At 55.0% G+C, this 24,516-nt stretch carries 16 protein-coding genes, 1 pseudogene and 2 riboswitches; of the genes and pseudogenes, 15 read left to right on the plus strand and 2 right to left on the minus strand.

Annotation, left to right across the window (positions count from 1 at the left end):
* Positions 1-324: 324 nt before the first annotated feature.
* The 12 genes from XYCOK13_RS07900 to XYCOK13_RS07955 all read left to right on the plus strand — a co-directional run bounded on the left by XYCOK13_RS07900 (position 325) and on the right by XYCOK13_RS07955 (position 18,033).
* Complete coding sequence (locus XYCOK13_RS07900; protein ID WP_213411450.1) at positions 325-750, plus strand: SRPBCC family protein; 426 nt, start codon at positions 325-327, stop codon at positions 748-750.
* A gap of 1 nt (position 751) precedes the next feature.
* The gene (locus tag XYCOK13_RS07905) at positions 752-1,081 is read left to right on the plus strand and encodes an ArsR/SmtB family transcription factor (RefSeq protein WP_213411452.1); all 330 of its coding nucleotides are present in this window, start codon (positions 752-754) and stop codon (positions 1,079-1,081) included.
* An 89-nt stretch (positions 1,082-1,170) separates the two neighbouring features.
* Positions 1,171-3,174 carry a GTP-binding protein gene (locus XYCOK13_RS07910; RefSeq protein WP_213411454.1) on the plus strand — a complete coding sequence of 668 codons (2,004 nt, stop codon included), beginning with the start codon at positions 1,171-1,173 and terminating at the stop codon, positions 3,172-3,174.
* Between the two features lie 30 nt (positions 3,175-3,204).
* On the plus strand, positions 3,205-3,393 hold the full coding sequence (locus tag XYCOK13_RS07915; RefSeq protein ID WP_213411456.1) for a hypothetical protein: 189 nt from the start codon (positions 3,205-3,207) through the stop codon (positions 3,391-3,393).
* 861 nt (positions 3,394-4,254) lie between these two features.
* A complete protein-coding gene (locus XYCOK13_RS07920; RefSeq protein ID WP_213411458.1) occupies positions 4,255-4,905 on the plus strand; it encodes a GntR family transcriptional regulator in 651 nt (216 codons plus the stop codon).
* A 262-nt stretch (positions 4,906-5,167) separates the two neighbouring features.
* Positions 5,168-6,436: a hypothetical protein gene (locus XYCOK13_RS07925; protein WP_213411460.1), complete on the plus strand. Its 1,269-nt coding sequence runs from the start codon at positions 5,168-5,170 to the stop codon at positions 6,434-6,436.
* A gap of 89 nt (positions 6,437-6,525) precedes the next feature.
* Positions 6,526-6,726, plus strand: a riboswitch (cobalamin riboswitch).
* A 271-nt stretch (positions 6,727-6,997) separates the two neighbouring features.
* On the plus strand, positions 6,998-7,357 hold the full coding sequence (gene nrdI, locus XYCOK13_RS07930) for a class Ib ribonucleoside-diphosphate reductase assembly flavoprotein NrdI (RefSeq protein WP_213411462.1): 360 nt from the start codon (positions 6,998-7,000) through the stop codon (positions 7,355-7,357).
* The gene (gene nrdE / locus XYCOK13_RS07935) at positions 7,344-9,428 is read left to right on the plus strand and encodes a class 1b ribonucleoside-diphosphate reductase subunit alpha (protein ID WP_213411464.1); all 2,085 of its coding nucleotides are present in this window, start codon (positions 7,344-7,346) and stop codon (positions 9,426-9,428) included. The genes nrdI and nrdE overlap by 14 nt, the downstream gene beginning before the upstream one ends.
* Before the next feature lie 29 nt (positions 9,429-9,457).
* Positions 9,458-10,414 carry a class 1b ribonucleoside-diphosphate reductase subunit beta gene (nrdF, locus tag XYCOK13_RS07940; protein WP_213411466.1) on the plus strand — a complete coding sequence of 319 codons (957 nt, stop codon included), beginning with the start codon at positions 9,458-9,460 and terminating at the stop codon, positions 10,412-10,414.
* A 46-nt stretch (positions 10,415-10,460) separates the two neighbouring features.
* Positions 10,461-10,664, plus strand: a riboswitch (cobalamin riboswitch).
* A gap of 333 nt (positions 10,665-10,997) precedes the next feature.
* A complete protein-coding gene (gene metE / locus XYCOK13_RS07945) occupies positions 10,998-13,295 on the plus strand; it encodes a 5-methyltetrahydropteroyltriglutamate--homocysteine S-methyltransferase (RefSeq protein ID WP_213411468.1) in 2,298 nt (765 codons plus the stop codon).
* Positions 13,296-13,742: 447 nt separating this feature from the next.
* Complete coding sequence (locus tag XYCOK13_RS07950) at positions 13,743-16,886, plus strand: hybrid sensor histidine kinase/response regulator (protein WP_213411470.1); 3,144 nt, start codon at positions 13,743-13,745, stop codon at positions 16,884-16,886.
* Positions 16,867-18,033: a response regulator gene (locus tag XYCOK13_RS07955; protein WP_213411472.1), complete on the plus strand. Its 1,167-nt coding sequence runs from the start codon at positions 16,867-16,869 to the stop codon at positions 18,031-18,033. The genes XYCOK13_RS07950 and XYCOK13_RS07955 overlap by 20 nt, the downstream gene beginning before the upstream one ends.
* 42 nt (positions 18,034-18,075) lie before the next feature.
* Here XYCOK13_RS07955 and katX read toward each other — a convergent pair whose 3' ends face one another.
* Positions 18,076-19,677 carry a catalase KatX gene (katX, locus tag XYCOK13_RS07960; RefSeq protein ID WP_213411474.1) on the minus strand — a complete coding sequence of 534 codons (1,602 nt, stop codon included), beginning with the start codon at positions 19,675-19,677 and terminating at the stop codon, positions 18,076-18,078.
* Positions 19,678-19,833: 156 nt separating this feature from the next.
* On the opposite strand from katX, the gene XYCOK13_RS07965 reads away from it, so the two are divergent.
* Positions 19,834-20,988: an acyl-CoA dehydrogenase family protein gene (locus tag XYCOK13_RS07965; RefSeq protein WP_213411476.1), complete on the plus strand. Its 1,155-nt coding sequence runs from the start codon at positions 19,834-19,836 to the stop codon at positions 20,986-20,988.
* 71 nt (positions 20,989-21,059) lie between these two features.
* Here the strand turns inward: XYCOK13_RS07965 and XYCOK13_RS07970 are convergent, their stop codons facing one another.
* Positions 21,060-21,380 (minus strand): MGMT family protein, encoded by a 321-nt coding sequence (locus XYCOK13_RS07970; RefSeq protein WP_213411478.1) that lies wholly within the window; start codon positions 21,378-21,380, stop codon positions 21,060-21,062.
* A gap of 305 nt (positions 21,381-21,685) precedes the next feature.
* Here XYCOK13_RS07970 and XYCOK13_RS07975 point away from each other — a divergent pair, with 305 nt between their 5' ends.
* Both XYCOK13_RS07975 and XYCOK13_RS07980 read left to right on the plus strand, forming a co-directional pair.
* Positions 21,686-22,375 carry an NAD(P)H-dependent oxidoreductase gene (locus XYCOK13_RS07975; protein WP_373314355.1) on the plus strand — a complete coding sequence of 230 codons (690 nt, stop codon included), beginning with the start codon at positions 21,686-21,688 and terminating at the stop codon, positions 22,373-22,375.
* Between the two features lie 775 nt (positions 22,376-23,150).
* A pseudogene (locus tag XYCOK13_RS07980) lies at positions 23,151-24,501 on the plus strand (MATE family efflux transporter).
* The last annotated feature ends 15 nt before the right edge of the window (positions 24,502-24,516 follow it).

Here is a 24,516-nt window from a genome sequence, read left to right on the forward strand (position 1 = left end):
GGAGGCTCTTTTCTTTTAAGTGGGTACATTTATCTTAAGTCTAAGTGGTGGACGCTAGGGTCAACAGATCAAGCCGATGATCAGAATCGGCATCATGTAGCGGTCGCCAATTTGCCTCTCACCGCATTGCCGACGACGGTGCTGCTGACATCCGGCCCGACTATTCTTCGGCCTCCCCTTCTGCGCGAATAGAGGAGGCCAGGTCTGTTTCTTGACATGAAACCTTTTGGTTTCGTATACTCTTATATGAAACCTTTTGGTTTCGCGATATAGTGGACATACTATTCGTGATGCAAGCTAATTACAAGTCAGGAGCGTGGAGAAATGTCAGATTCCAAATCAAATGCCGTACCGGATATTCGCCAATCTCAGGTGTTCAACGCCCCGGTAAGCAAGGTGTGGGACGCTGTTGCAACAGCGGAGGGGATTGCGGCATGGTTCATGCCGAACAATTTCAAGCCTGAGCCGGGATATGAATTCGAGATGGATTCCGGTCCTTTCGGTATGTCGCAGTGCAAGGTGCTGGAGGTTGTGCCGCAAAGTCTGGTCAGGTTTCAATGGGGAAAGGACTGGACGGTAACGTTCGAGCTGAAGGATGTCGGAGGGAAGACGGAATTCACCTTAATCCACAGCGGATGGGATGCGGACAAGGTGACCGAGTTCGGACAGAGCCATCGCGAGGTGCGCGATCGCATGAACCAGGGCTGGGTCGGGCTCGTGCAGAAGCTTGGCGAGCAGGTGGAGGCGTAAGATGGAAGCAGCCCGTTCGGAGAAGCCGGATGTGTTCCAAGCCATCGCCGATCCTACCCGGCGCCGGTTGCTGCGTTTGTTGGATGAACAGGAAATGCCGGTGACAGCAATCAGCAGCCATTTCCCAATCAGCCGAACCGCTGTCTCCAAGCATCTGCACATTTTGGCCGACGCGGGACTCGTTCGCGAGCGCAAGGTCGGCCGGGAAAGGCGCTATCGACTAGATCCGGAACCTCTGCTGGAGCTCAAACGATGGTTGGCCTACTATGAACGTTACTGGGAAAACAAGCTGTCCATGCTCAAATCATATGTGGAATCCGAGGAGGAATAGTTAAACGCATCCGTCCCAACCTCATAAATCCTACCCCCTGCAATTTGCCTGTCAAGTGCTATAATCAACTAGGGGCGCACACGCGGCTCATGAACAGCCGGGTGCGATCCAGCAAGGGAATAGGGAATGAGGTGGAACCGTTGCAAATTACAATTGGCGTGTTCGCGCATGTGGATGCAGGCAAAACCACGTTCGCCGAACAGCTGCTTTACCATACACAGAGCATCCGGCAGCGGGGGAGAGTGGACCACAAGGATGCTTTCTTGGATAGTCATGAGATTGAACGGGCCCGGGGCATTACCGTGTTCGCCGATCAGGCTGTTTTCACCTACCGGAATAATACCTACTACATGATTGATACGCCAGGGCACGTCGATTTCTCGCCGGAGATGGAGCGGGCAATCCAGGTGCTCGATTACGCCATCCTGATCGTGAGCGCCGTCGAAGGGGTTCAGGGGCACACGGAGACGGTGTGGCAGCTGCTTCATAAGCACAGGGTGCCGACGTTCTTTTTCCTCAACAAGACCGATCGTACAGGTGCAGACATGGAAAAGGCGCTGGCAGACATACGCACGCATTTGACACCGGATGTCTGCCTGATTACCGGACAATTCGAGGAGGGACGCATAGGCGACTCATTGCTGGAGCAGTTGGCTGAGCGGGATGAGCGTCTTCTGGAATCCTATCTGGAAGGCGCTGCGGATTACATGCTCGGACTGCAGGCGATGCAGGGCATGGTCAATGCGCATCGTCTGTTTCCCTGCGCATGCGGATCTGCTCTGCAGGATGTGGGCATTACGGATTTTTTGGATCAGCTCCACCTGCTGGCAGACACCAAGTATGATGAGCAGGCCCCGTTCGGCGGCCGGGTGTATAAAATTCGCCATGACGAGAACGGCAATCGGCTGACGTTCACCAAGGCGATAAGCGGGAAGCTGAGGCTGCGGGATGAGCTTTGTTATGGGTATGAAGAGGACCGTGTTTGTGAAAAGGTGACGCAACTTCGGCTCTATAACGGCAGCAAATATCAGGCGATCGATGAAGTTCGGGCCGGGGCCTTGTTCGCTGTTGCCGGATTGTCTGGTGCCGCTGTTGGACAGGGCTTGGGTGTGTATCAGGAAAAAGCGGAATTCGAGATGGTCCCGACCATGCAGGCTAAGGTGATCTTCGATCCCCCATGGAACGTGAAGGAGGTGCTTCAAGCCTTTCGCATACTCGATGCGGAGGATCCTTCGCTTGCGGTTGTATGGGAAGAAACCGTGCAGGAAATCCATATCCACGTGATGGGATTGATTCAGCTGGAAGTGCTGCAGCAGCTTGTACAGGAACGGTTTGGCATAAACGTGCGATTTGGTGCGCCTGAAATTTTGTACAAGGAGACGATTCTGAGCACCGTCAACGGATACGGCCATTTCGAACCGCTCAAGCATTATGCCGAGGTGCACCTGCGGCTGGAACCGGGGGAGCGCGGCAGCGGTCTTGTGTTCGAGAATGCGTGTCATGCCGATGATCTGAGTGTCGGCAACCAGAACCTTGTAAGAACGCATCTGTTCGAGCGGGACCACCATGGCTTGCTGACCGGTTCGCCGCTTACCGATGTGAAGGTGACTCTGTTGACCGGCCGTGCCCACAACAAGCACACGCATGGCGGGGATTTCCGCGAAGCTACGTTTCGTGCGCTCAGACAAGGCTTGGAGAAGGCGGATAATATCTTGCTCGAGCCATACTATCAATTCAAGATCAAGGTTGAGCTGGACCATTTGGGCAGGGTTTTGTCCGACATTCAACAGGCAGCCGGACAATTCGACCCGCCGGAGACCGTGGGCAATCAAGCGGTCATTACCGGACGAGCCCCCGTGGCCACGATGATGCAGTATGCCGCAGAGCTTGCGGCGATCACGCACGGCAAAGGCGCATTTCATGCGACGTTCGGCGGCTACGACCGCTGCCATAATGAACAAGAGGTGATCGAACGCAAGGGTTACCGCAAGGACGCCGATCCGCTGTACACCTCATCCTCCATTTTCTGCGCGAAGGGAGTCGGGTACACAGTGCCCTGGGATGAAGCGGAGGCCAAGATGCATTTGCTATAATGCGCTGGGCCGCCTGGATGCAAGGGGCGCATGGGACGCAAGGGGCGCAAGGGGCGCATGGATGCCGCATGGACGCAAGGGATGCATGGGACACAAGGGCCGCAAAGGCCGCAAAGGCCGCAGGGCGGTGCTTCGTCCATCACTTATTGTCGTGTCGGGCAGCTTCTCGGCAAGCTGTCAGCAGATCATTGGCGGCTGCCGGACTGCAAATGGGTATAGAAGGAGCGGGGAATAAGCCTGCCAGAGTGGGCAAGCCGCGTATACTTGACCATATTAGTAGCAGTATCATAAATGAATGGTAGCAACTTCACTAATTCGCTGGCATGGGGCAGGGATACAGGCGAATTATTACCCAATTACCATTAACTATTACGCTCGTATCTATTATTAATAGTAATTGGGTAATAAACTGACGAAATCGGCTTATATTTGCTTAATTTTATGTATTCGCTACCATTAATTATTGGTAGAGGTATCATTCCTGACCATGATCCGCCCTCGCATGGGATTGGCATCGCCATATGCAACGAGCAAGGGTAAGGCGCGTCCTACATGATAGCGGCAGGCGGGAGTAAGAGCGCACTTCGTTTGACGCTTCCTGCGTGTTATGCCTATAATGGTTGCAACTTCCCATTGTATACAATGGATAGAATCAACATCCGATTAGCAGCCTGGAATGGTACATGCACTTCACGTATGTTTTGCATGAACCAAGCACGAACTTCCAGCATGCAAACATGCGCAGTCGGAGCCAAGAGCATACTTCCCAAAACTGGGTATCCAAACTGGAGTTAGGCGTAGCGTTCTTGTCCCAAGCCTCCAAACTGGACTTAGGCTTAGCGTTCTTGTCTCAAGCCTAGCTTCCGTTGCCGATGCTGCTCTAAGTAAGCGCACGCCATGCGACTCACGCCTCCAGGCCCTGGGTGCAGGATCAGCGACTATTCGATGCTTCGCGGACACTCGGAACCTGTCACAGATGCAGGCAGTGCACTTAGGCGCAAGGCAAGGTAAGGGAAGCACAATATCAGGTGGTTCGGATTTGGGAATGCGGAGACTAGAGCGGTGAAGGGTGATGGGCTTGTGTCGCGAGTAGCAAACAGCGGGTATTTGGAACGCAAGGTGTATAACGAGGTGAAGGAACTCATTATCAATGGAGAGCTGAAGCCGGGCGACCTGATTATCCAGGATCAGATTGCCCGCCGGATCGGGGTTAGCCGGACACCGCTGCGCCGGGCGCTGGCTCAATTGGAGAGAGACTATTTGCTCGAGTCAACGCCGCAAGGGCTGGTTGTCCGCCGGATTTCGAGCGGGCTGCTAATCTCCGTGTGGGAAGTGAGAGCGGCGTTGGAGGGCTTGGCGTGCCGACTCTCGGCGCAAATGATGGACGAAGCTACGCTTGTCTATTTGCGGACGCTAATCACATCGGCCTATAAGAAGTGGAAAGAACATGGCGAGCTGGAGGCATACCGCAAGGCCGATGTGGACTTCCATACGCGGTTGGTGCAAGCGAGCTGCAATCCAATTCTGCATCAAAATTTCACGCAGACGCAAGTGTTTGCCTTGGCTTTCAGCAAGGGAATTATTCGTTCTCCCGAGGAAACATATCCGGAGCATCTGGCCATTCTGGACGCACTCGAAGAGCGGAATGAGGAACAGGCAGAGAAGCTGATGATTGAGCACCTCCGCAAAGCCATTCCGACTATCCGACAATCCGGTTGGTCGGATGGATAGGCCTGACCCCGGCAGACACCGCGGTACCAATGCTCACCCTGACAGCGGAAGCAACATGCTTGGCAACAGGGAGGTGAAGTCCCCGAGCAAGAGCTCGTATGAGTATGGGACGCAACCTCCCCCCTAGGCGCCCACCATTGTATACAATGTATCCAATCGCAGCCTGTTTGCGCGGCAGGCCGCATCCAGGCATGCTTGGCAAGCAGCGCCAATGCAAGAAGCAATACGCACACACCTTCCATTACAGAAAGGCGGAATTCACATGGGAAACACACAACTCAGCATCAGCGGCGAGAAATTTCTGATCAACGGCAGGCTCACCTATTCCGAGCTGCCGAACAGTCCGGCCTCCACGCATGGGCTTCTTATGAACGCCCGTTTCATCCAGGGGGTGTTCGATGATCGGGCACAGCAGGAGCGGTTCGCGCGATTCGGACGCAAGACGTTTGATCCGGATCTGCACACAGACGAGCTGATTGCGGCTCTGCCGGAATGGTACGCGCACGGCTTGCGGGCAATCACAGTTGGCCTGCAGGGGGGAGGCCCCGTATTCACGATTGAGGACTGGTCCTCGATCGACAACAATCCGTACAGCGCAGACGGCCTTTCCTTCGACCCGGCGTATGAAGCCCGGCTGCATCGGCTGCTGAAGGCGGCCGACGAGATCGGCATGGTCGTGATTGTCAGTTTGTTCTATCAGGCGCAGATTCATCGGCTGCGAGACGGGGAGGCCGTACGGAACGCGATCAAGACCGCCTGCGGCATCCTGAAGAAGGGCGGATATACGAACGTAATCATTGAGGTGGCGAATGAATATGAGATCGCCGGCTTCCTCGCCTATCCGATCATCAGCTCGCATCAGGGGATGGCGTATTTAATCGAACTGGCCAGGGAAAGCTCGGGCGGCATGCCGACAGGCTCCAGCCTGATGGGCGGCGCGACGAATGAAGAAGTGGCGCGAGCCAGCGATGTCATCCTGATTCACGCCAATAATTGCACGCGTCAGGAATACTACAATATGATCCAAAAGGTGAGAGGCTGGCAGATGAACAAGCCCATTGTGTGCAATGAAGATTCACCGTGCATCGGCATGATGGAAGTCGCCTACAAGACCGCTACGTCCTGGGGATATTACAATAATCTGACCAAGCAGGAGCCGCCTGCCGATTGGGGCATTACCGAGGGAGAGGACACGTTCTTCGCCCGGCGGATGGCTGCCGGACTGGGCATTGAGCTGCCTCCGCTCGAAGAGGAGGAACAATTTGTGCTGCAGGGCTTTGAGCCGCATATGACCGTGGACAACAAGCGCTGGATTCGCCTCGCCAGTCTCTACCCGGAACGGATCGATTATGTGGAGTTTTTCCGCAATGGCGAGCTGGTGGACCTGGCTTTCAACGAGCCGTTCATGATTCGCAATCAGACGACCTGGATTCAGGACGCCTGGGTCATGACAGAGGAAGACAAGGAATGGAAGGCGGTCGTGCATTTGACAGATGGCCGCAGCATAGAGAAGAAAGTTACCCTGTCTTAACCGCTAGATTTGGCTATGACGTTCCCTTCGCTTCCGCTAGTTTTTTCATTGACAAATACAAGTTCTTGATATAGATTGTTAATTACCAACTATATATAGTATGTACAGGTGTTTTTTCATTCGATCGAATGAAAAGCTTAATAGGGAAGTCCGGTGCGAATCCGGCGCGGTCCCGCCACTGTATAAGCGGAGTGTTCGTTCAACATGCCACTGGCTGCGAAGCAAGCTGGGAAGGGGAACGGACATGTTGATGCCCAAGCCAGGAGACCTGCCTGTCCATGTTAGACACGACCCTGCGGTGAACAGGAAGGTGTCCGCTTTGTCCTTTTTGTGTGGCTTGTGACATGGTTTGCCCGCAATTGGCGCATTCGGCCCTTCTGTTGGCCGTATGCGCCTTTTTTGATGGCTTCCGTCAGCATGCGAGTGCTGGCGGCACAAAGAAACATGACGGGTCGGCATACATAAGCTCCTTGGCTGACGAAGCACGCGCCAAGAGCAGTCGTTGGGGTCAAGGGAGAACGAGCACCAGGATGCGAGAGGAACGAAAGGGGACAAACTGCGATGTTGATTGCTTATGATTCGAGGACTGGCAACGTGCGCCGGTTCATTGCAAAGCTGAATATGCCCGCTGTTCAGATCGATGATCAACTGTCATTGGACGAGCCCTTTGTGCTGGTGACCTATACGACCGGCTTCGGCCAAGTTCCGGACAAGGTCGATGCTTTTTTGAAGCGCAACTATCGTCGCATGCGCGGAGTGTCGGCAAGCGGCAACCGCAATTGGGGTGATCGGTTCGCGGCCAGCGCGGATCGCATTGCAGAGCTGTACGGAGTTCCTGTCGTCAGCAAGTTCGAGCTTTCCGGAACCCGCCAGGATGTGGATCAGTTTAGACAAGGAGTGAGCAGCATTGCGGCATATTGAACTGAACAATCGAATCATGCAGCGTGATCCAAATGGATTTTTCCAGCTGGACAAAGACCGCGAGGCCGTAGAAGTGTACATGGAAGAGGTGCGCAGCAAGAGCCTTTCGTTCCCGAACACGGCGGCCAAGATGAAATATATGATCGAGAACAATTACTATGAAAATGTCTATGAATACTATTCGCCGGAGGAAGTCGAGGACATCTACGCTTTGGCGCACAGCTATCCGTTCCAGTTTGCCTCCTATATGGCGGCCTCCAAGTTTTATAACGATTACGCGATGAGAAGCAACGACCGCGCCTACTACCTGGAGCACTTTCCGGACAGGGTTGCGATCGTTGCCCTCCATCTAGCCCGCGGGAATGCAGCCATTGCCCGGGAGCTCGTCTCCTCCATGATGGAACAGCGGCTGCAGCCGGCTACGCCGACTTTCCTGAATGCCGGCAAAAGCCGACGCGGCGAGATGGTGTCCTGCTTCTTATTGGAGATGGACGATTCGCTGAACTCGATCAACTATGTGCTGGGCACATGCATGCAGCTTTCCAAGATCGGCGGCGGGGTAGCCGTCAATCTGTCGAAGCTGCGCGGGCGCGGCGAGCCGATCAAGGAAGTTGAGGGCGCGGCGAAAGGCATCATGCCGGTGCTGAAGCTGATGGAGGATGCTTTCTCCTATGCGGATCAGATGGGGCAGCGCAAAGGCTCGGGTGCGGCCTACTATAACATTTTCGGCTGGGACGTCGTGGAATTCCTGGACAGCAAGAAGATTAATGCGGATGAGAAGATTCGCCTGAAGACGCTGTCGATCGGGCTGATCGTGCCGGACAAATTTTATAAGCTTGCGGAAGAGAACAAACCGCTTCATGTATTTGCGCCTTATTCCATTTACAAAGCTTATGGCATACATATGGACGATATGGATATGGACGAGATGTACGATCAGCTGCTGGCGGATGACCGGGTGCGCAAGAAGGCTGTCATGAGCGCGCGCGACATGCTTACCAAAATCGCCGCCGTCCAGCTGGAATCCGGTTACCCCTACATCATGAACAAGAGCAATGCGAATAAGGCTCATGCCCTGCGCAGCTTGGGCGCCATCAAGATGTCGAACCTGTGCACGGAAATTTTCCAGCTGCAGGAGACGTCCGAGATCGGCGATTACGGACAAGCGGATGTAATCCGTCGGGACATCAGCTGCAATCTGGCGTCCCTCAACATTGCCAATGTCATGGAGCGTCGCAAGGTGAGAGAGTCGGTGCATGAAGGCATGCTCGCCTTGACAGCGGTCAGCGACATGACAGAGGTCGCCAACGCGCCGGGCGTCGTCAAGGCCAATCGGGAGCTGCACTCTGTCGGGCTCGGCGCGATGAATCTGCATGGGTATTTGGCGAAGAACAAGATTGCTTATGACAGCGAAGAAGCGAAGGACTTCGCTCGCACCTTTTTTATGATGATGAACTTTTACTCGCTGGAAAAAAGCATGGACATTGCCCGTGAGCGCGGTGTGACTTTTGCAGGCTTCGAGCAGTCGGATTATGCGAATGGCACATACTTCGCCCGCTATGAGCAGAACGATTACCGTCCGGCGACAGACAAGGTCAAGCGCCTGTTCGAGGGCATCGCTGTTCCCGGGCCGGAAGATTGGCAACGGTTGAAGGAGGAGGTTGCCCGGTATGGCCTGTATCATGCATACCGGCTGGCCATCGCGCCGACACAGAGCATCTCCTATGTGCAGAACGCCACATCCAGCGTCATGCCGATCGTGCAGCCGATTGAAACGCGGACCTATGCGAACTCGACAACGTATTACCCGATGCCGTATTTGAGCGCGGACAACTTTTTCTACTACAAATCGGCGTACCAGATGGACCCGTTCAAGATGCTCGATTTGATTGCAGAAATTCAGGCGCATATCGATCAAGGCGTGTCCACCATCCTGCATGTCAACAGCGATATTTCGACCCGGCAGTTGGCCCGCTATTATATTTACGCCGCGAAAAAAGGCTTGAAGTCACTTTATTACACGCGGACGAACCATCTGTCCGTCGAGGAATGCGTCAGCTGTTCCGTCTAGGCAGCCGATGAATAGGGGGATGTGCGACGATGAAAGCAGTGAACTGGAATCGGCCGGACGATGATTTCAGTCTGACCTTCTGGAACCAAAATATTATGCAGTTCTGGACAGAAGAGGAAATACCGCTGTCTGATGACAAGATGGCGTGGCTGTCCTTGAGCGAAGCGCAGCAAGAGCTGTACATCAAGGTGCTTGGCGGTCTGACCTTGCTGGATACCGTGCAGGGCGGCGTCGGCATGCCGAAGATTCTGGAGCATGTGGACGGACTGCAGCGCAAGGCCGTGCTCGGCTTCATGGGCATGATGGAGCAGATTCATGCCAAATCCTACAGCAGCATCTTTACCACCTTGGTATCCAACGAAGAGATTGATCGGGTGTTCCGTTGGGTGGAGGAAAACCGGCATTTGCAAGTGAAAGCAGAGACGATTGCTCAATACTATAGCGCCATCCATACGAAGAAGGATCTCTACTTAGCGATGGCGGCTTCTGTCCTGCTGGAAAGCTACCTGTTCTACAGCGGATTCTTCTATCCGTTGTACTTGGCGGGACAAGGCAAGATGACAAGCAGCGGTGAAATCATCAACCTCATTCTGCGGGACGAGAGCATTCACGGTCTTTATGTCGGGGTGTTGGCCCAGGAGGTGTATGCGGAGCTGGACGAGGACGAGCAAGCCTCTGCGGATGAAACGCTGCTCGGGCTGCTGCGTTACCTGCACAGCAATGAAGAGCAATATACGGAGGAGCTGTATGCGGCTGTCGGCTTGACTGACGAGGTGAAGGCCTTCCTCCGCTATAATGCCAACAAGGCGCTGAGCAATCTTGGGCGGGAGCCGATGTTCCCGGATGAGGAGATCAACCCGATTGTGCAAAACGGCATCAGCACGCATACCCGCCAGCATGACTTTTTTTCCACCAAGGGCAACGGTTACGTGCGAACGATCCATGTGGAGCCATTGAAGGACGAAGATTTTCAATTCGACTTGTAAGGCGGTCTGCCGCGGCTTTTTCCACATCGCAACAGCGGCACACAACGGAATACCAGCGCAAACAGGTGCTGGCTGGAACTAGCGAGTGTTCAGCCAGCTTAATAGGGAAGTTCGGTGCAAATCCGACGCGGTCCCGCCACTGTGACAGAGGAGTCGCAGCTTCATGCCACTGGTTACGGAAGTAACCGGGAAGGCAGCTGCCGATGAAGACACTGCAAGCCAGGAGACCTGCCTGTTTGGACAACACTGCTAGACCAATGCCGCAGCCGAGTGCCGGTATTGGTATGGCCCTGCGCAAGACGGGGAGCGAACTCGCTCCCTGCCCTGCCGCAGGCGGTTTACCTACGGGAGATAGGGAGGTGTTAGACGGCAACCCACATAACAGATGAATGGGCGTCTTTCCCCTGCTTGACTACGGGGATAGACGTCTTTTTTTGTTGATTCAAGTTACGCTGAGGCAGCTTAGCGGCCAAATGCGGACAGCGGGAGCGGATGGCGAATGCATCCGCTTCAGGTATCGCAGGGAGTTGGGCGACGATATTGGACAATTCCCAATCCAAAGCAAACAGGAGGCAGATAGACTATGGGGGAAACGGTGACAATTGGCAATTTGGGCTACCCGAGGATAGGAAGCCAGCGTGAATGGAAGAAGGCGCTGGAGGCGTATTGGGCAGGCAAGCTGGAGGAAACGGATTTTTTGCAGGAAATGGCGCGCATTCGGCTGGAGCAGCTCGAGCTGCAGAAGGACAAGGGAGTTGAGCTGATTCCCGTCAACGACTTTACCTTCTACGACCACATGCTGGATATGGCAGTCATGTTTGGCATTGTGCCGGAACGATTTGCTTATAAAGGAGGACAGGTGTCTCTTGACACGTACTTCGCCATGGCGCGCGGCAGCAAGCAAGCCGCTGCTTGTGAGATGACGAAGTGGTTCAATACGAACTACCACTACATCGTGCCGGAAATTGGCGGCCAGTCGCCAGCGCTGACCGAGAACAAGCCTCTGGCCGCTTACCGATTCGCAAAGCAGCACGCAGGCATTGCCGGCAAGCCGGTTATTGTAGGGCTGTACACCTTTTTGAAGCTGTCCAAAGGCTTCCAGCAAGCGGAGCTTGGGCAGAAGGTCGGGCAGTTCCTTCCCGTATACTTGCAAATGCTAAAGGAACTGGAGCAGGAAGGCGTGAACTGGGTGCAAATCGATGAGCCCGTGCTTGTTACAGACGTGAGTGACGAGGACATGGAGCAGGTAGAGCGCATTTATCGGGCCATTGCACAAGAGGTGCCGGGATTGCACGTGATGCTGCAAACATACTTTGAGGGCGTGGACCGATTTGAACAGGTGGTGCAGCTTCCCGTTCATGGCATTGGACTTGATTTCGTGCACGACCGTGAGACCAATCTGCAAGCGATCGCCCGATACGGCTTCCCGCGGGACAAGCGGCTTGGCGTAGGGCTCATTGATGGGCGCAGCATATGGCGTGCGGATCTGGACAGCAAGCTTAGGCTGGTGGAAACGCTGGCGCAGTCTGTTCCTTACGAGCAGATGATCCTTCAGCCTTCCTGCAGTCTGATGCACGTGCCTGTATCTACAGAGCCGGAAGAGAAGCTGGACCCGGTGATCCGCAAGGCGCTGGCTTTCGCCAATGAAAAGCTGGATGAGCTGAAGCTGCTGGCCAGAGCGATTCGGAACAGCGCTGAGGCGGCAGGGGAACTTGAGGCTAGCCGCCAGCACCTCGACCGGTTCCGGTCGCTGCCCCAGCGCAACCGTCAGGATGTGGTCAGCCGGCAGACAGAGTGGGCGAAGCTGCAGGACAAGCGCAGTCTGGTCTTCGCGGAGCGTTTTCCCCTGCAGCAGGAGAAGTGGGGCCTGCCGGTTCTGCCGACCACGACGATTGGAAGCTTTCCGCAGACACCGGAGGTGCGGCAGGCGCGGCTGCGTTGGCGGAGAAACGAGTGGGATCAGAGCCAGTACGAGTCATTCTTGCAGGAGCAAATTGCCTCGTGCATTCGGCTTCAGGAGGAGCTCGGTCTGGACGTGCTGGTTCATGGCGAATTTGAGCGGACAGATATGGTGGAGTTTTTCGGAGAGAAGTTGGATGGCTTCATATTCACGCAGAACGGATGGGTACAGTCTTACGGCTCGCGTTGCGTAAAGCCGCCGGTGATCTATGGTGATGTCGCTTTTCGGGAGCCGATGACCGTGAAGGAAAGCGTCTACGCACAATCGCTCACTTCCCAGCCAGTGAAGGGAATGCTGACAGGTCCGATCACCATTTTGTGCTGGTCATTCGTGCGCGATGACAGGAGTCGGGAGCAAGTGGCGAATCAGATTGCGCTGGCGCTGCGCCAGGAGGTAGAGGCGCTCGAAGCGGCGGGCATCGAGATGATTCAGGTGGATGAGCCGGCGCTGCGGGAGGGATTCCCGCTGAAGGAGCGAGATCGCGAGTCGTATCTGGACTGGGCAACCCGGGCATTCCGCATCGCTACCTCTAGCGTCAAGGATACCACGCAAATTCACACGCATATGTGCTACTGCGAATTCCATGATATTTTGCACGCGATCCTCGCACTTGATGCGGATGTCATTTCTATTGAGACGTCCCGCAGTCATGGGGAATTGATTGCGAAGCTGGAAGGGGAAGGCTACGACCACGGCATAGGCCTTGGGGTTTATGACATTCACAGCCCGCGCGTGCCAAGCACAGCAGAAATGATGGATATTATTGAACGGGCGCTGCAAGTGCTGGACCCGGCATTGTTCTGGGTGAATCCGGATTGCGGCTTAAAAACAAGAGGATTGGAGGAAACAAAGGCAGCGCTTGCGAATATGGTGGCGGCTGCCCGGGAAGCCAGAAGGAAATGGCTATTGGCGTCAGGATAGAGCGGACAGGCAGAGGTCTCCCGATACGCATGAGTGTATCGGGACGACGCTGCTTTTTTATTCAATGCATCGAAGGCGCGTCGGAACCGCCGGGGAAGGTGCAGGAGCCGTTCAGAATCGGTTTAGAAAGCGTTGTTATAGTGATCAGAAAGTCCTAGTTCTAGGCGGGAAAGGAAGGAGGCTGTAGCCTAAACAACAAGCTGAATATACACGGCGAATATTGCCAATCTGGCCGGATGTGCCTGCCCGCCATTGGGCGCCGAAGGACAGTCATGAAGCATCGCAGGACCATGAGATTAAGTCGAGCAAATAGATTACAGGCATGCACCAAGAGGCCTCCATGGTCGCCCAGGCGATTGCGGAGGCCTTTTCTCTGAAAAATAGAGATAGGCATGCAGAGGAATATCGGTTATACTTCAAAGATTCAGACGACATAGAGAGGGAACTATGGAGAAGCGAAATGTAGTCAATATGCTGCTGGCTATGATGATGGTGGTCTTTCCTATATTCGGCTTCATTTACATTCATCAAGACCACGTAAGGCAGCCCCAAGCGCAAAGCGGCTGGATGGACTTAAGAAGTTCGCAGTTGCATGCTGGAACAGTACGACTCGATGGGGAGTGGGAGTTTTACAGCGGCCAGCTGTTGATGCCGGAAGATTTCGAACCAGCCCCGGACAGCGGTCGGGCAGCACCAGCCAACGGGATGCTGGTGACCGTGCCTGGAGCCTGGAATCGTTATCTAAATGAGGCTGGCGAAGGAACCGGGTACGGGACATTTCGGCTGAGGGTTATGCTTCCTGAGGCGAAAGAAGCTGTATACGGCGTTCATACGACGAATATCCGCATGGCCAATCGGATTTTTGTCAACGGCCATGAGGCGGGCTCCAGCGGTATGCCGGACACAGAACCGAACGGCAAGCTTCAGGGCAACATTCCCTACACGGGCTTTGTTCCGATAAACGACGATTACGCGGAAATCATCGTACAGGTGTCCAACTACATATACAGTACGGGCGGCATGATCGGTACGCTTCAGTTCGGGGAAGCGAAGGCGATTCAGAACAGCAGAGAAAGGGCTGTATACGCTGATGTGCTGACCGTAGCCAGCCTGGTCATCCCGGCAGGCTACTTCCTTGCGCTATACCGGCTTCGGAGAGAAGAACGATCGCTCCTGTTTTTGGGGATGTTCAGTTTTGGGGCAGTTATATATGTATTGACCCATGGAGAGAAGCTCATCGATCTCCTGATTCCTTCCTTGGATTACGGCTTGGTCATCCGCATGCAGTGGATTTCCTCGGCGCTGATCTATTATTTTTTGTTGCGCTACATTGATTTGGCCTTGCCGGGGGCGGTACATAGGCCGGTGCTCCTCCTTGTCCGGCTGTCGACCGTGGCATTCATTGGAATCGGAATTGCGGTGCCGACGCTCACATTCTCTAGCTGGGAAGGAATGGTGATCACCTGCGGCCTGCTGGTAATCGGGTATGTGATCATGCGCATGCTGCCTCGTCTGGGAACCCGCCAAAGTCATGTCTTTCTTACATCGGTCAGCGTACTGAGCATCATCGTTATCATTGTGCTTCATATGATGAGCTTGCTGGGCAGGCCCCAATTCGCGGCGCTCATTCCCTTCGAAATGTTTTTCTTCGTAGCAGCGCAGGCGCTACTGCACGCGAAGCGCTTCGCAGAAACCACGAAGGAATCGGAGGAGCTGTCGCAGCGTCTGCTCACATTGGACGGACTTAAAGATGAGTTTCTTGCCAAGACTTCCCACGAGCTTCGAACGCCTCTGCACGGCATTATCAATATGGCTTACTCCTTGCAGCAGGGGGCGGCCGGACCGGTATCGGCAGCGCAGGCAGCGCAATTGTCCCTGGTGGCCTCTACAGGCAGGCGGTTGGCGTTGTTGGTTGAGGATATTCTTGATTTCTCCAAGCTTAAGCATGGGGAGCTCATCCTGCATCGGCAAGCTGTGCATTTGCCGTCGGTTGCCCAGTCCGTGGTGGATGTAGTGGCGCTGCTGCAGACGAGGAAGGAGGTCCGTTTGGTTCAGGATTGGCCGAACGGGCTGCCCTTGGTGCAGGCGGACGAAAATCGGCTCCGGCAGATTTTGTTCAATCTGCTCGGGAATGCCGTGAAATTCACAGAACGAGGAACGATTCACCTGCAGGCGGAGCACGAGGGAGCGTTCGTCCGCGTCTCCGTGACCGATACTGGCATCGGCATTGCGCGCGATAAGCAGGAGCAGATTTTTCAGGCCTATGACCAGAGCGGTTCGAGCGGTGCAGGACTCCGCGAATATGAGGGTACAGGTCTGGGGCTCAGCATTGCCAAGCAGCTCGTCGAGTTGAACGGCGGGAAGATTTGGGTGGAGTCCGAGCTGGGCAAGGGCGCTGCCTTTCATTTCACAATACCGGTAGCGGCAGCGGAGCCTGTCGAAGCCGAGGAAGCGGTTATGGAGAAGGCGCCTTTGCTTGCCGACGATACGGGGGCAGCCCCGTTCATCGCCAATCCCCCGAAGGAAGAACGGGAAGGAGAGCCAGCGCATGTGCTTCTTGTCGACGATGATCCGGTCAATGTACAGGTGCTGGTCAATTTGCTTTCTCTGGACGGCATCCGCACTACAGCGACTGCCAGTGCCGAAGAAGCGTGGCTGGCACTCTCGGAAGCCGGTCCTTCGCTTGATTTGGTCATCGCCGATTGGATGATGCCGGATGTGTCGGGACTTGCTCTTTGCGAGAGGATTAGAGAACGTTTCTCCTTGTCAGAGCTCCCCGTACTGCTGCTGACGGCGAAGAACCGTCCTGCGGATATACAGACCGCGTTCCATGCCGGCGTCAATGACTATTTGAGCAAGCCGGTCGATGCGGATGAGCTGCGGGCGCGCGTCAAGACCTTATTGGACATGCGTCGGTCCGCACAAGCTTCGCTGCGGTCGCAAATGGCATTCCTGCAAGCGCAGATCAAGCCGCATTTTCTTTACAATGCTCTGAATACCATCATTTCGTTCTGTCCGGTTCATCCGGACAAGGCCATGGAGCTGCTTGTGGATCTCAGCCGGTTTTTGCGCAGCAGCTTTGCCTTCCACAATACGGACCAACTGATTCGGCTGGAAAAGGAAATGGAGCTGGTGGAAGCATACTTGTCCCTGGAAAAAGCGAGGTTCGAAGAACGGCTTGATTTCGAGCTGGAGGTGGGCAGCAGCCAGTGGGTTCTGATCCCGCCGCTTTCCATTCAGCCGATCGTGAAGAATGCCATCGTGCACGGTTTGATGAAACGCGCAGCGGGGGGCAGGGTGAAAGTCTCCGTTAAAGAGTCGGAGGATGAGGTCCACGTGTGCGTAGAGGATAACGGGATCGGCATGCGGAAGGAACTGGTTCGGCAGGTGCAATTTGAACATGGCTCCGGCCGCAGTGTTGGCTTGAAAAATATTCAGAAGCGTTTGTTGGCGTTGAACAGTACCGGGTTGCATATTACCAGCAGCGAGGAGCGGGGAACAAGTGTCCAGTTTTCCCTGCCCAAGGCCGGTCGTCGGCCGCCAATAGAGAAAGGCTGGAGGGAAGGTCCGCATGAAAGCGATATTGATTGACGATGAAAAGCCGGCATTGCAACACTTGGAGCGCTTGTTGGCAGCTGATGGGCGGATCCATGTAAGTGCAGCCTTCACAACGGTGAAAGAGGGGCTGGAGTACATGAGGCAAGCCGCTGACCGGCCTGCAGTTGTTTTCCTGGATATCGGCATGCCGGAAATGAATGGCCTGGAGGCGGCAGCATGCATACTGACCATTGATTCGGCTGTAAGCATTGTCTATGTGACGGCTTATGCGGAATATGCTGTTGAAGCTTTCGAGGTTCACGCGCTGGACTATTTACTTAAGCCGGTGCAGCCTTCAAGGCTGTTCAAGTCGATCGATCGCATTGTGGCCGAGGCGCAGCGGACGCCTGTGCGGCAGGCTGCAGATCAAGCTTTGGAGGAGCCCGTGATCCAGTGCTTCAAACGCTTGGTCGTGTACAGGGAAGGGGATAACGTGCGCCTTCCGGTGAAATGGCGTACAGCTAAGGCGCGCGAATTGTTTGCGCTTCTGCTTCATCACAAGGGAAGCTGGATGGACAAGGACTATTTGCTGGAAACCTTGTGGCCGGAGCAAGATCCGGAGAAGGCGATGACGTATCTGCATACCTCTGTTTCGCAAAGCCGCAAGCTGATCCGAGACGGGTTTCCCGGGTCATCCCTGGACTTTTCCTTGGGCAGCTATCGCCTGAACCTGGACAGTCGGCAGACGGATGTGGATGAATTTCTGCAACTGGCTTCGCTGGTCAAATCCGTTAACAGCGAGCAGGAGCGCGGAGCTTGCGAGCGCATGATCGCCCTATACAAAGGGGATTACTTGGAGGAGCATGATTACGGTTGGGCGAAGCCCAAGCGAGACCAGTTGGTTCAGCTCTACACCCAGGCGGTGATTGCCACGGCAAAGTATGAGACTCACACAGGGCGGGCTCGATTGGCACTGAGCAGGCTGCTGCCGCTTCAGCAGAAGGAGCCCTACTCGGATGAACTGTGCCGGGCCATGATGGAGGCGTATGCCTATCTGGGAGACAGTCACGCACTGCGTCAGCACTATGAGGAGTTCTCGGCGCTTCTGGCGTCTGAACTCGGTGTGCGTCCGCACGAGCGGACAGAGACATGCTATCAGCAGCTGCGGGCTAGTCTGGGACAACAGGAAGGGCAGGCATGAACCATCCGCAGGATGGACTTGCCTGCCCTATGTTTGGCAAGATTAGTAGGGATCGGAGGGATGGCCCATCTGCTCTGCCTGCCGCACAGCGGATTCAGACTCGGTCGAGCCGATCGGACCGCGATGCGTGTCGTCCATTTCTGCACCGTTCCCGGCGCGCAAGCCTTCCGCCAACCGCTTGCCGTAATCGGCATCGCAGGCTGTGCACAGCTCGATCATGCGCTCCTGAATTTCCTTGCGGCATGGCTTCAGCGTATTGACCAGATTGCGGATTAACTCATCCCGCTCCCAATCATGAAACCGGCGGTATGTCTCGCCAGCCTGGCCGAAATTGTTCGTGCGGTCGATTGCCTCCCGCTTCACTTCTCCCTGAACATAGGGGGTATGGGGCTTGCCTGCCTGCGTCGCTTCTTTTAGCCCGCCGATGATGGATGGCTCGTAATTGACGTGCGGGTTCTGATGCTCGCCCTTGTCCACCCGATACTCCATCTGCCCGCCGCGCTGATTCGTGGCGACGGGTTTCTTCGGCGCGTTAATCGGCAGTTGCAAGTAGTTCGTGCCAACGCGATAGCGCTGGGTGTCCGAATAGGAGAACGTCCGGCCCTGAAGCAGCTTGTCGTCCGAGAAGTCGAGTCCATCTACCAGCACGCCGGTGCCGAACGCCGCCTGCTCGACCTCTGCGAAGTAATCGGCAGGGTTCCGGTTAAGCACGAGCTTGCCGACAGGCAGCCAAGGATAGTCTTCCTTGTACCACAGCTTGGTCGGGTCCAGCGGGTCGAAGTCCAGCTCCGGATGCTCTTCATCGCTCATGATCTGGACGTACATTTCCCACTCCGGGTAGTCTCCCCGTTCGATAGCCTCGTACAAGTCCTGAGTGGCCACGTTGAAATTTTTGCCTTGGATGTACTCGGCCTCTTGCTGCGTCAAGTTTTTGATTCCCTGCTTCGGTTCAAAGTGATATTTGACCAGCACCGCCTTGCCTTCCTCATTCACCCATCGGTACGCATGCACGCCCGACCCTTGCATGTGCCGGTAATTGGCGGGGATGCCCCATGGCGAAAACAGGAAGGTGATCATGTGCATCGCTTCCGGCGACTGCGAGATGAAATCGAAGATGCGCTCGCCGTCCTGCACATTGGTAACCGGGTCCGGCTTGAAGGCATGAATCAAATCCGGGAATTTCAGCGGGTCCCGGATGAAGAACACCTTCAGGTTGTTGCCAACCAGGTCCCAGTTGCCGTCCTCTGTATAAAACTTAAGGGCGAATCCCCGCGGATCGCGCAGCGTCTCGGGCGATCCCGATGCATGAGTCACAGTCGAAAACCGTGCAAATACCGGGGTGCGCTTGCCTTTCTCCTGGAACAGCTTGGCACGGGTATACTTGGAGATCGGTTCATCGCCAACCGTACCGTAAGCTTCGAAATAACCGTGAGCGCCCGCGCCGCGCGCGTGCACGACCCGTTCGGGGATGCGCTCTCGGTCGAAGTGACTGATCTTCTCCAGGAAGTCGTAATTTTCCAGCGTGGTAGGGCCACGGTTGCCTACCGTCCGGACGTTCTGGTTGTCCGTGACGGGGTGACCTTGACGATTGGTGAGCGTATCGGTACTCTCCGGCTGGCTGGTCGGTTCATGGCTCTCGTTCATGTCAATCCTTGCCTCCTTTTTTATCAATAACAATATGGACGAAATTGGAGTGATTTATAAGGGAGTGGAAAAAGAATTGATGGTATTTTTATGGAGATAGCGCGGAACCGTCCGAGTTGGGGAACGATGTATTAGTATAAACTTGGAGGGATGGATATGAAATTTCAAGACTTGCCCGCCCTTGACGACAAGCTGGCTATGATGGATGAGCTTGCGCGAAGGTTCGCTGAAAGGGCGTCTGCAGCCGATGAGGAAAACCGCTTTGTCTATGAGAACATCGAAGACTTGAAGCAATCGGGCTACACCTCACTGACGGTTCCGGCGGAATACGGCGGTCAGGATATCTCGCTATATGAGATGGTGCGGCTCCAAGAGAAGATCGCGGAGGGGGACGGCTCGACCTCTCTTTCGATAGGCTGGCATATGGGCATTATGAAAAACTTGGCGGAAAAGAAAATGTGGGAGGAGGGGCTGTTCGCGCATATTTGCGGAGAGGTGCTGAACGGCGCTCTGCTGAATGGCGCATCGACCGAGCGGCAGACCGGAAGTCCTACGCGGGGCGGCAAGCCCCAGACAACCGCAAAGCTGGAAGGGGGCGAGTGGATCATCAGCGGAAGGAAGACGTTCACCACCATGTCTCCGGTTCTGGATTACTTTATCGTGAGCGCGGCAATCGCGGACAGCGACGACAAGGCGGGCTTTCTTGTGCCGAGGAAGGTCGCTGGCTTGCATATAGAGGAAACCTGGGACAGCATCGCCATGCGGGGCAGCGGCAGCCATGATCTGGTATTGGATAAGGTGCGGATTCCGAAGCATTATCTGGTAGAGCGCTTTGACAAAGGATCGCGTCGGGCGAACGGCTGGCTGCTGCATATTCCGGCCTGCTATATGGGCATTGCCCAAGCAGCCCAATCGTATGCAGTGTCATTCGCGAAGTCCTATTCGCCGAATAGCATTGAGGGCAGCATCATTGACCTGCCGAACGTACAGCAGAAGATCGGCGAGATGGAGCTGGAGCTGATGAGCGTCCGCACCTTCTTGTACGAGGTGGCCCGCAGGTGGGATGAAAGCTCCGACGACGAACGCGAGCGGCTGTCGCCTGCTTTAGGCGCGGTGAAGCTGAAGGTGACGAACACAGCGATCCACGTTGTCGATCTGGCAATGCGCGTGGTCGGCGCCCGCAGCCTGTCGGCGGCCAATCCGCTGCAGCGCTATTATCGCGATGTCCGGGCAGGCCTGCACAATCCGCCGATGGATGATACAACGATTCAGCTGCTTGCCCGACATGCAAGCGATAGGCACGATGGCTGAAGCCGCTTCAACAATTGTACTTGTGCGAACAGGGTTGCCCGTCCAGCGTGTGTGCAGATATACCGGGGGTTTCAGCCGAACGAGTCATCAGGGGTGAAGAGATACTTCTCCAAATCGATCCTTCCCCTGCCATCAACAGCCACGCCTTCCGCTTCCAGATAGGAAGCTTGTTCATTGCGCGCAGCATCCTCCCGAAGCGCAATCTCGCCCCGCGCATTGACCACGCGATGCCAGGGCAGCGCGTAAGCCCGGCTTGAGGAGTGCAAGATGCGGACCACTTGCCGAGCCGCTCTATGGTTCCCGGCCAGCGCGGCAATTTGTCCATAGGTCATGACAGCGCCTTCGGGTATGCCTTGAATGATCGCGATTACGCGCTCGGTAAAGGGAGTCACAGACAACCAGCTCCTTTCTCGGACTTGACGGCAGCAAATCAAGAAACGACTAGCCTCGGCATCAACGGGCCGCAATGCTAGTCGTTTTTTTATCATGATTGTCCGTCCTGCGGGTGCATCTTATCTATAGACTACTTCAACGGAAAGGAATCGTCTATTCTTTTTTTGGGAGCAATAGAGGACGTTGGATGCAGGCATAGCGGAGGATTGCAATCGGCAACTGTATTCGATAGGATTACAGTAAGGAGTTGGAAATCTGAGAGGGACTCCTGAAGAAGAAACCATACGGAGGAAGGATGAATGTGATGAGCGAGGTCAACATTGCAGCCGGCAAGAAGCAGGAAATTTTGGATGCCTTTCATTTTCGTCATGCATGCAAGGAATTTGATCCGGACCGCAAGATTTCAGAAGATGATTTTGCCTTCATTCTCGAAACAGGCAGGCTGTCACCGAGCTCGGTCGGGCTGGAGCCGTGGCGGTTCGTCGTTGTGCAAAGCCCGGAATTGCGGGAGAAGATTCGAGCTGTGTCCTGGGGGGCGCAGGGGCAGCTGCCTACAGCGAGCCACTTTGTTATCCTGCTGGCTCGAAAGCAGAATGACTTGCTGTACAACTCCGCGCATGTCCAGCATATGATGCGGAATGTGCATCGCATTCCGGAAGATACTGTCACAGCGCTTGGCGGCATGTACAAGGAATTTCAGGAGTCGGATTTCAAGCTGACCGAGAGTGAGCGGGCCATGTTCGATTGGGCCTGCAAGCAAACGTACATTGCGCTGGGCAACATGATGACGGCCGCCGCGCTAATTGGCATTGATTCGTGTCCGATCGAAGGCTTTCACCGCGAGAAGCTGGAGCAGCTGCTGCAGGAGGAAGGCGTCCTGGATGCTGAGCATTTCGGCGTATCGTGCATGGCAGCCTTCGGGTACCGCGTCAACGAACCCCGCCCGAAATCGCGCCAAGCTCTGGAAGATATCGTGGAGTGGGTCATGCGATGAGTGTGCCATTCGATTTTCGATCTGAATTTTAAGCCTTACATCGTTTGTGATCAGTTGTTCAAAGAGCATATTGACTGAAATGATGTATTATTTGTGGGGGAATTTGTTGCTGCTTATCTGCTACATATCTGCTAAAAAAAGCGGCTAGAGTCGGGCAGAAAGATAGCGGAGGTGCGAGCAGATAGATGACCGCACTAGCTGGTTGAATCTGTAACGGTCATCCATGTCCGATAGAGCGGAAAAAACGTACTTTCGATTTTCTAACGGTCGCTCATGTCCATTAGAGGCCAAAAAGCATCGTTTTGACCGGTCCATTCAGCGCTAACGGACATCCGCGTCCGGCACAATGTGAAAAAACGCTCCATATGCCCTATAACGGTCATCCATGTCGTTTATGTTGCATTTCCCAACGGCAAAGTCAGCAGCGGCGCAAGGTTGATTGGAAGCGGCCGAGGAGATGGACATAAAAAACGGTCGCTAGTGAGAACCAAGCCTTGGATTTTGCTTGTTGCCTTGATTTGCGGAACAATGGTGTCCGGTTTGAAGATGAAAGGGAATGGTTCTCCACAATGTCAGAACAAATCCAAGCGCACCGATCCTATTTCCTATGAGTATCAACAGGGGTGACAATGTGGCCTAATTCCCGTTAGGCTTGGCGGCGAATGCGTCTCCTGCTTGGAAAACCATCTCGCAAGGGGTATCATAAGAGAAGAATGGCTCGCTCTGTCACGGAGGGAGCCTTCCTTATTTCGCAGAACGTACAGGGGAGCATAGGATGAAACAGCATGATTTTACGCAAGGCGGGCTTTGGAGACAGCTGGTCGTCTTTTCCTTGCCGATTATGGCGACCAATCTGCTACAAGTCTCTTACCAATTCGTCGACAGCCTCTGGGTGGGCAACCTGATCGGCGCTTCGGCGCTCGGAGCTGTCGCCGTGTCGAGTGTAGTGATTTTTACCATTCTTTCCTTTATCATCGGTCTGAACAATGCAGCGCTCACAATTCTGTCCCAGCAAAAGGGGAAAAAGGATGAGTCCGGCTTGGCCCGGTACTTGAACGCGTTCGTCGTGCTGATGACGCTCCTGTCTGCTGCGCTCGGTTTGCTTGGCTATGTGTCGGCTGACAGTTTGCTGCGGCTGCTCGGCACACCGGCGGATATGCTGCACGACGCCAGAGTGTATTTGCAGATTAACTGTCTTGGCATCTTGTTTCTGTTCGGTTACAACTTTATCGGTACGGTGATGCGCTCGCTCGGCGACAGCCGGACGCCACTGCATTTCGTCATGGCTGCTGTCGTGCTGAATGCGATGCTTGACCCGTTGTTCATCGCTGGTTTCGGTTGGGGGGTTCAAGGCGCGGCTGCAGCGACCATTGTCTCTCAGGGTCTGGCCTTTCTTTACGGCCTTTTTGTCGTGCTGTCCAAAAGGCTCGCGCCCTTTACATGGCCGCGCCTGCCTGCCAGAGAGGAGATCGCGCTTATTCTGAGGCTTGGCATACCTGCAGGCTTGCAGATGGCCGTCATTTCTGCGGGGGCAGCTGCCATTATGAGTGTCGTGACCTCCTTCGGCGAGCAGGTTGTCGCGGGCTTCAGCGCGGCGCAGCGGTTGGACAGCGTCATCATGCTGCCGGCGCAGGCGCTGGGGACGGCTGTGAACAGCATGGCCGGGCAAAATATCGGCATACGCCGCTGGGAACGCGTTTCCCGAATTGCCCGGTACGGCGTCCTTTACAACCTGTTCTTGATGCTGGCTATCGCGGTGGTCATTTTTTTTTGCTGCGGAGTGGGCCGTATCGCTGTTCATTCAAGAGCCGGATGCCGTTCGTTTCGGCACTGACTATTTGCGCATCATCTGCTGGTTTTACCCGTTTCTCGGCATTAACTTTATACTGAACGGGATCGTTCGCGCTTCGGGAGCCATGTATCCGGTGCTGGCGCTGAATTTGACATCCTTCTGGATTCTCCGCTTCCCGCTCACGTATTTGTGCGCTGCGCTTTGGGGAAGTCACGGCATTGCGATCGGCATGGGAATCAGTCTCGTTGTCAGCAGCCTGATCGCCAGCGCCTATTATCGTTACGGTGGCTGGAAGAGGAAGAAGCTGTTCAGGGAAGAAGCGGATACGGCGTGAACCTGGCAGAGGTGT

This window comes from Xylanibacillus composti (genome assembly GCF_018403685.1).
GTDB classification, from domain to species: Bacteria; Bacillota; Bacilli; order Paenibacillales; family K13; genus Xylanibacillus; species Xylanibacillus composti.

Coding starts and splice junctions, on each gene's coding strand:
- XYCOK13_RS07910 (WP_213411454.1), top strand. CDS start 1,171: ATGAACAGCCGGGTGCGATCCAGCAAGGGAATAGGGAATGAGGTGGAA.
- katX (WP_213411474.1), bottom strand. CDS start 19,677: ATGAACGAGAGCCATGAACCGACCAGCCAGCCGGAGAGTACCGATACG.
- nrdI (WP_213411462.1), top strand. CDS start 6,998: ATGTTGATTGCTTATGATTCGAGGACTGGCAACGTGCGCCGGTTCATT.
- XYCOK13_RS07900 (WP_213411450.1), top strand. CDS start 325: ATGTCAGATTCCAAATCAAATGCCGTACCGGATATTCGCCAATCTCAG.
- XYCOK13_RS07965 (WP_213411476.1), top strand. CDS start 19,834: ATGAAATTTCAAGACTTGCCCGCCCTTGACGACAAGCTGGCTATGATG.
- XYCOK13_RS07955 (WP_213411472.1), top strand. CDS start 16,867: ATGAAAGCGATATTGATTGACGATGAAAAGCCGGCATTGCAACACTTG.
- XYCOK13_RS07925 (WP_213411460.1), top strand. CDS start 5,168: ATGGGAAACACACAACTCAGCATCAGCGGCGAGAAATTTCTGATCAAC.
- XYCOK13_RS07950 (WP_213411470.1), top strand. CDS start 13,743: ATGGAGAAGCGAAATGTAGTCAATATGCTGCTGGCTATGATGATGGTG.
- XYCOK13_RS07905 (WP_213411452.1), top strand. CDS start 752: ATGGAAGCAGCCCGTTCGGAGAAGCCGGATGTGTTCCAAGCCATCGCC.
- metE (WP_213411468.1), top strand. CDS start 10,998: ATGGGGGAAACGGTGACAATTGGCAATTTGGGCTACCCGAGGATAGGA.
- XYCOK13_RS07975 (WP_373314355.1), top strand. CDS start 21,686: ATGAGCGAGGTCAACATTGCAGCCGGCAAGAAGCAGGAAATTTTGGAT.
- XYCOK13_RS07915 (WP_213411456.1), top strand. CDS start 3,205: ATGGGACGCAAGGGGCGCAAGGGGCGCATGGATGCCGCATGGACGCAA.
- nrdF (WP_213411466.1), top strand. CDS start 9,458: ATGAAAGCAGTGAACTGGAATCGGCCGGACGATGATTTCAGTCTGACC.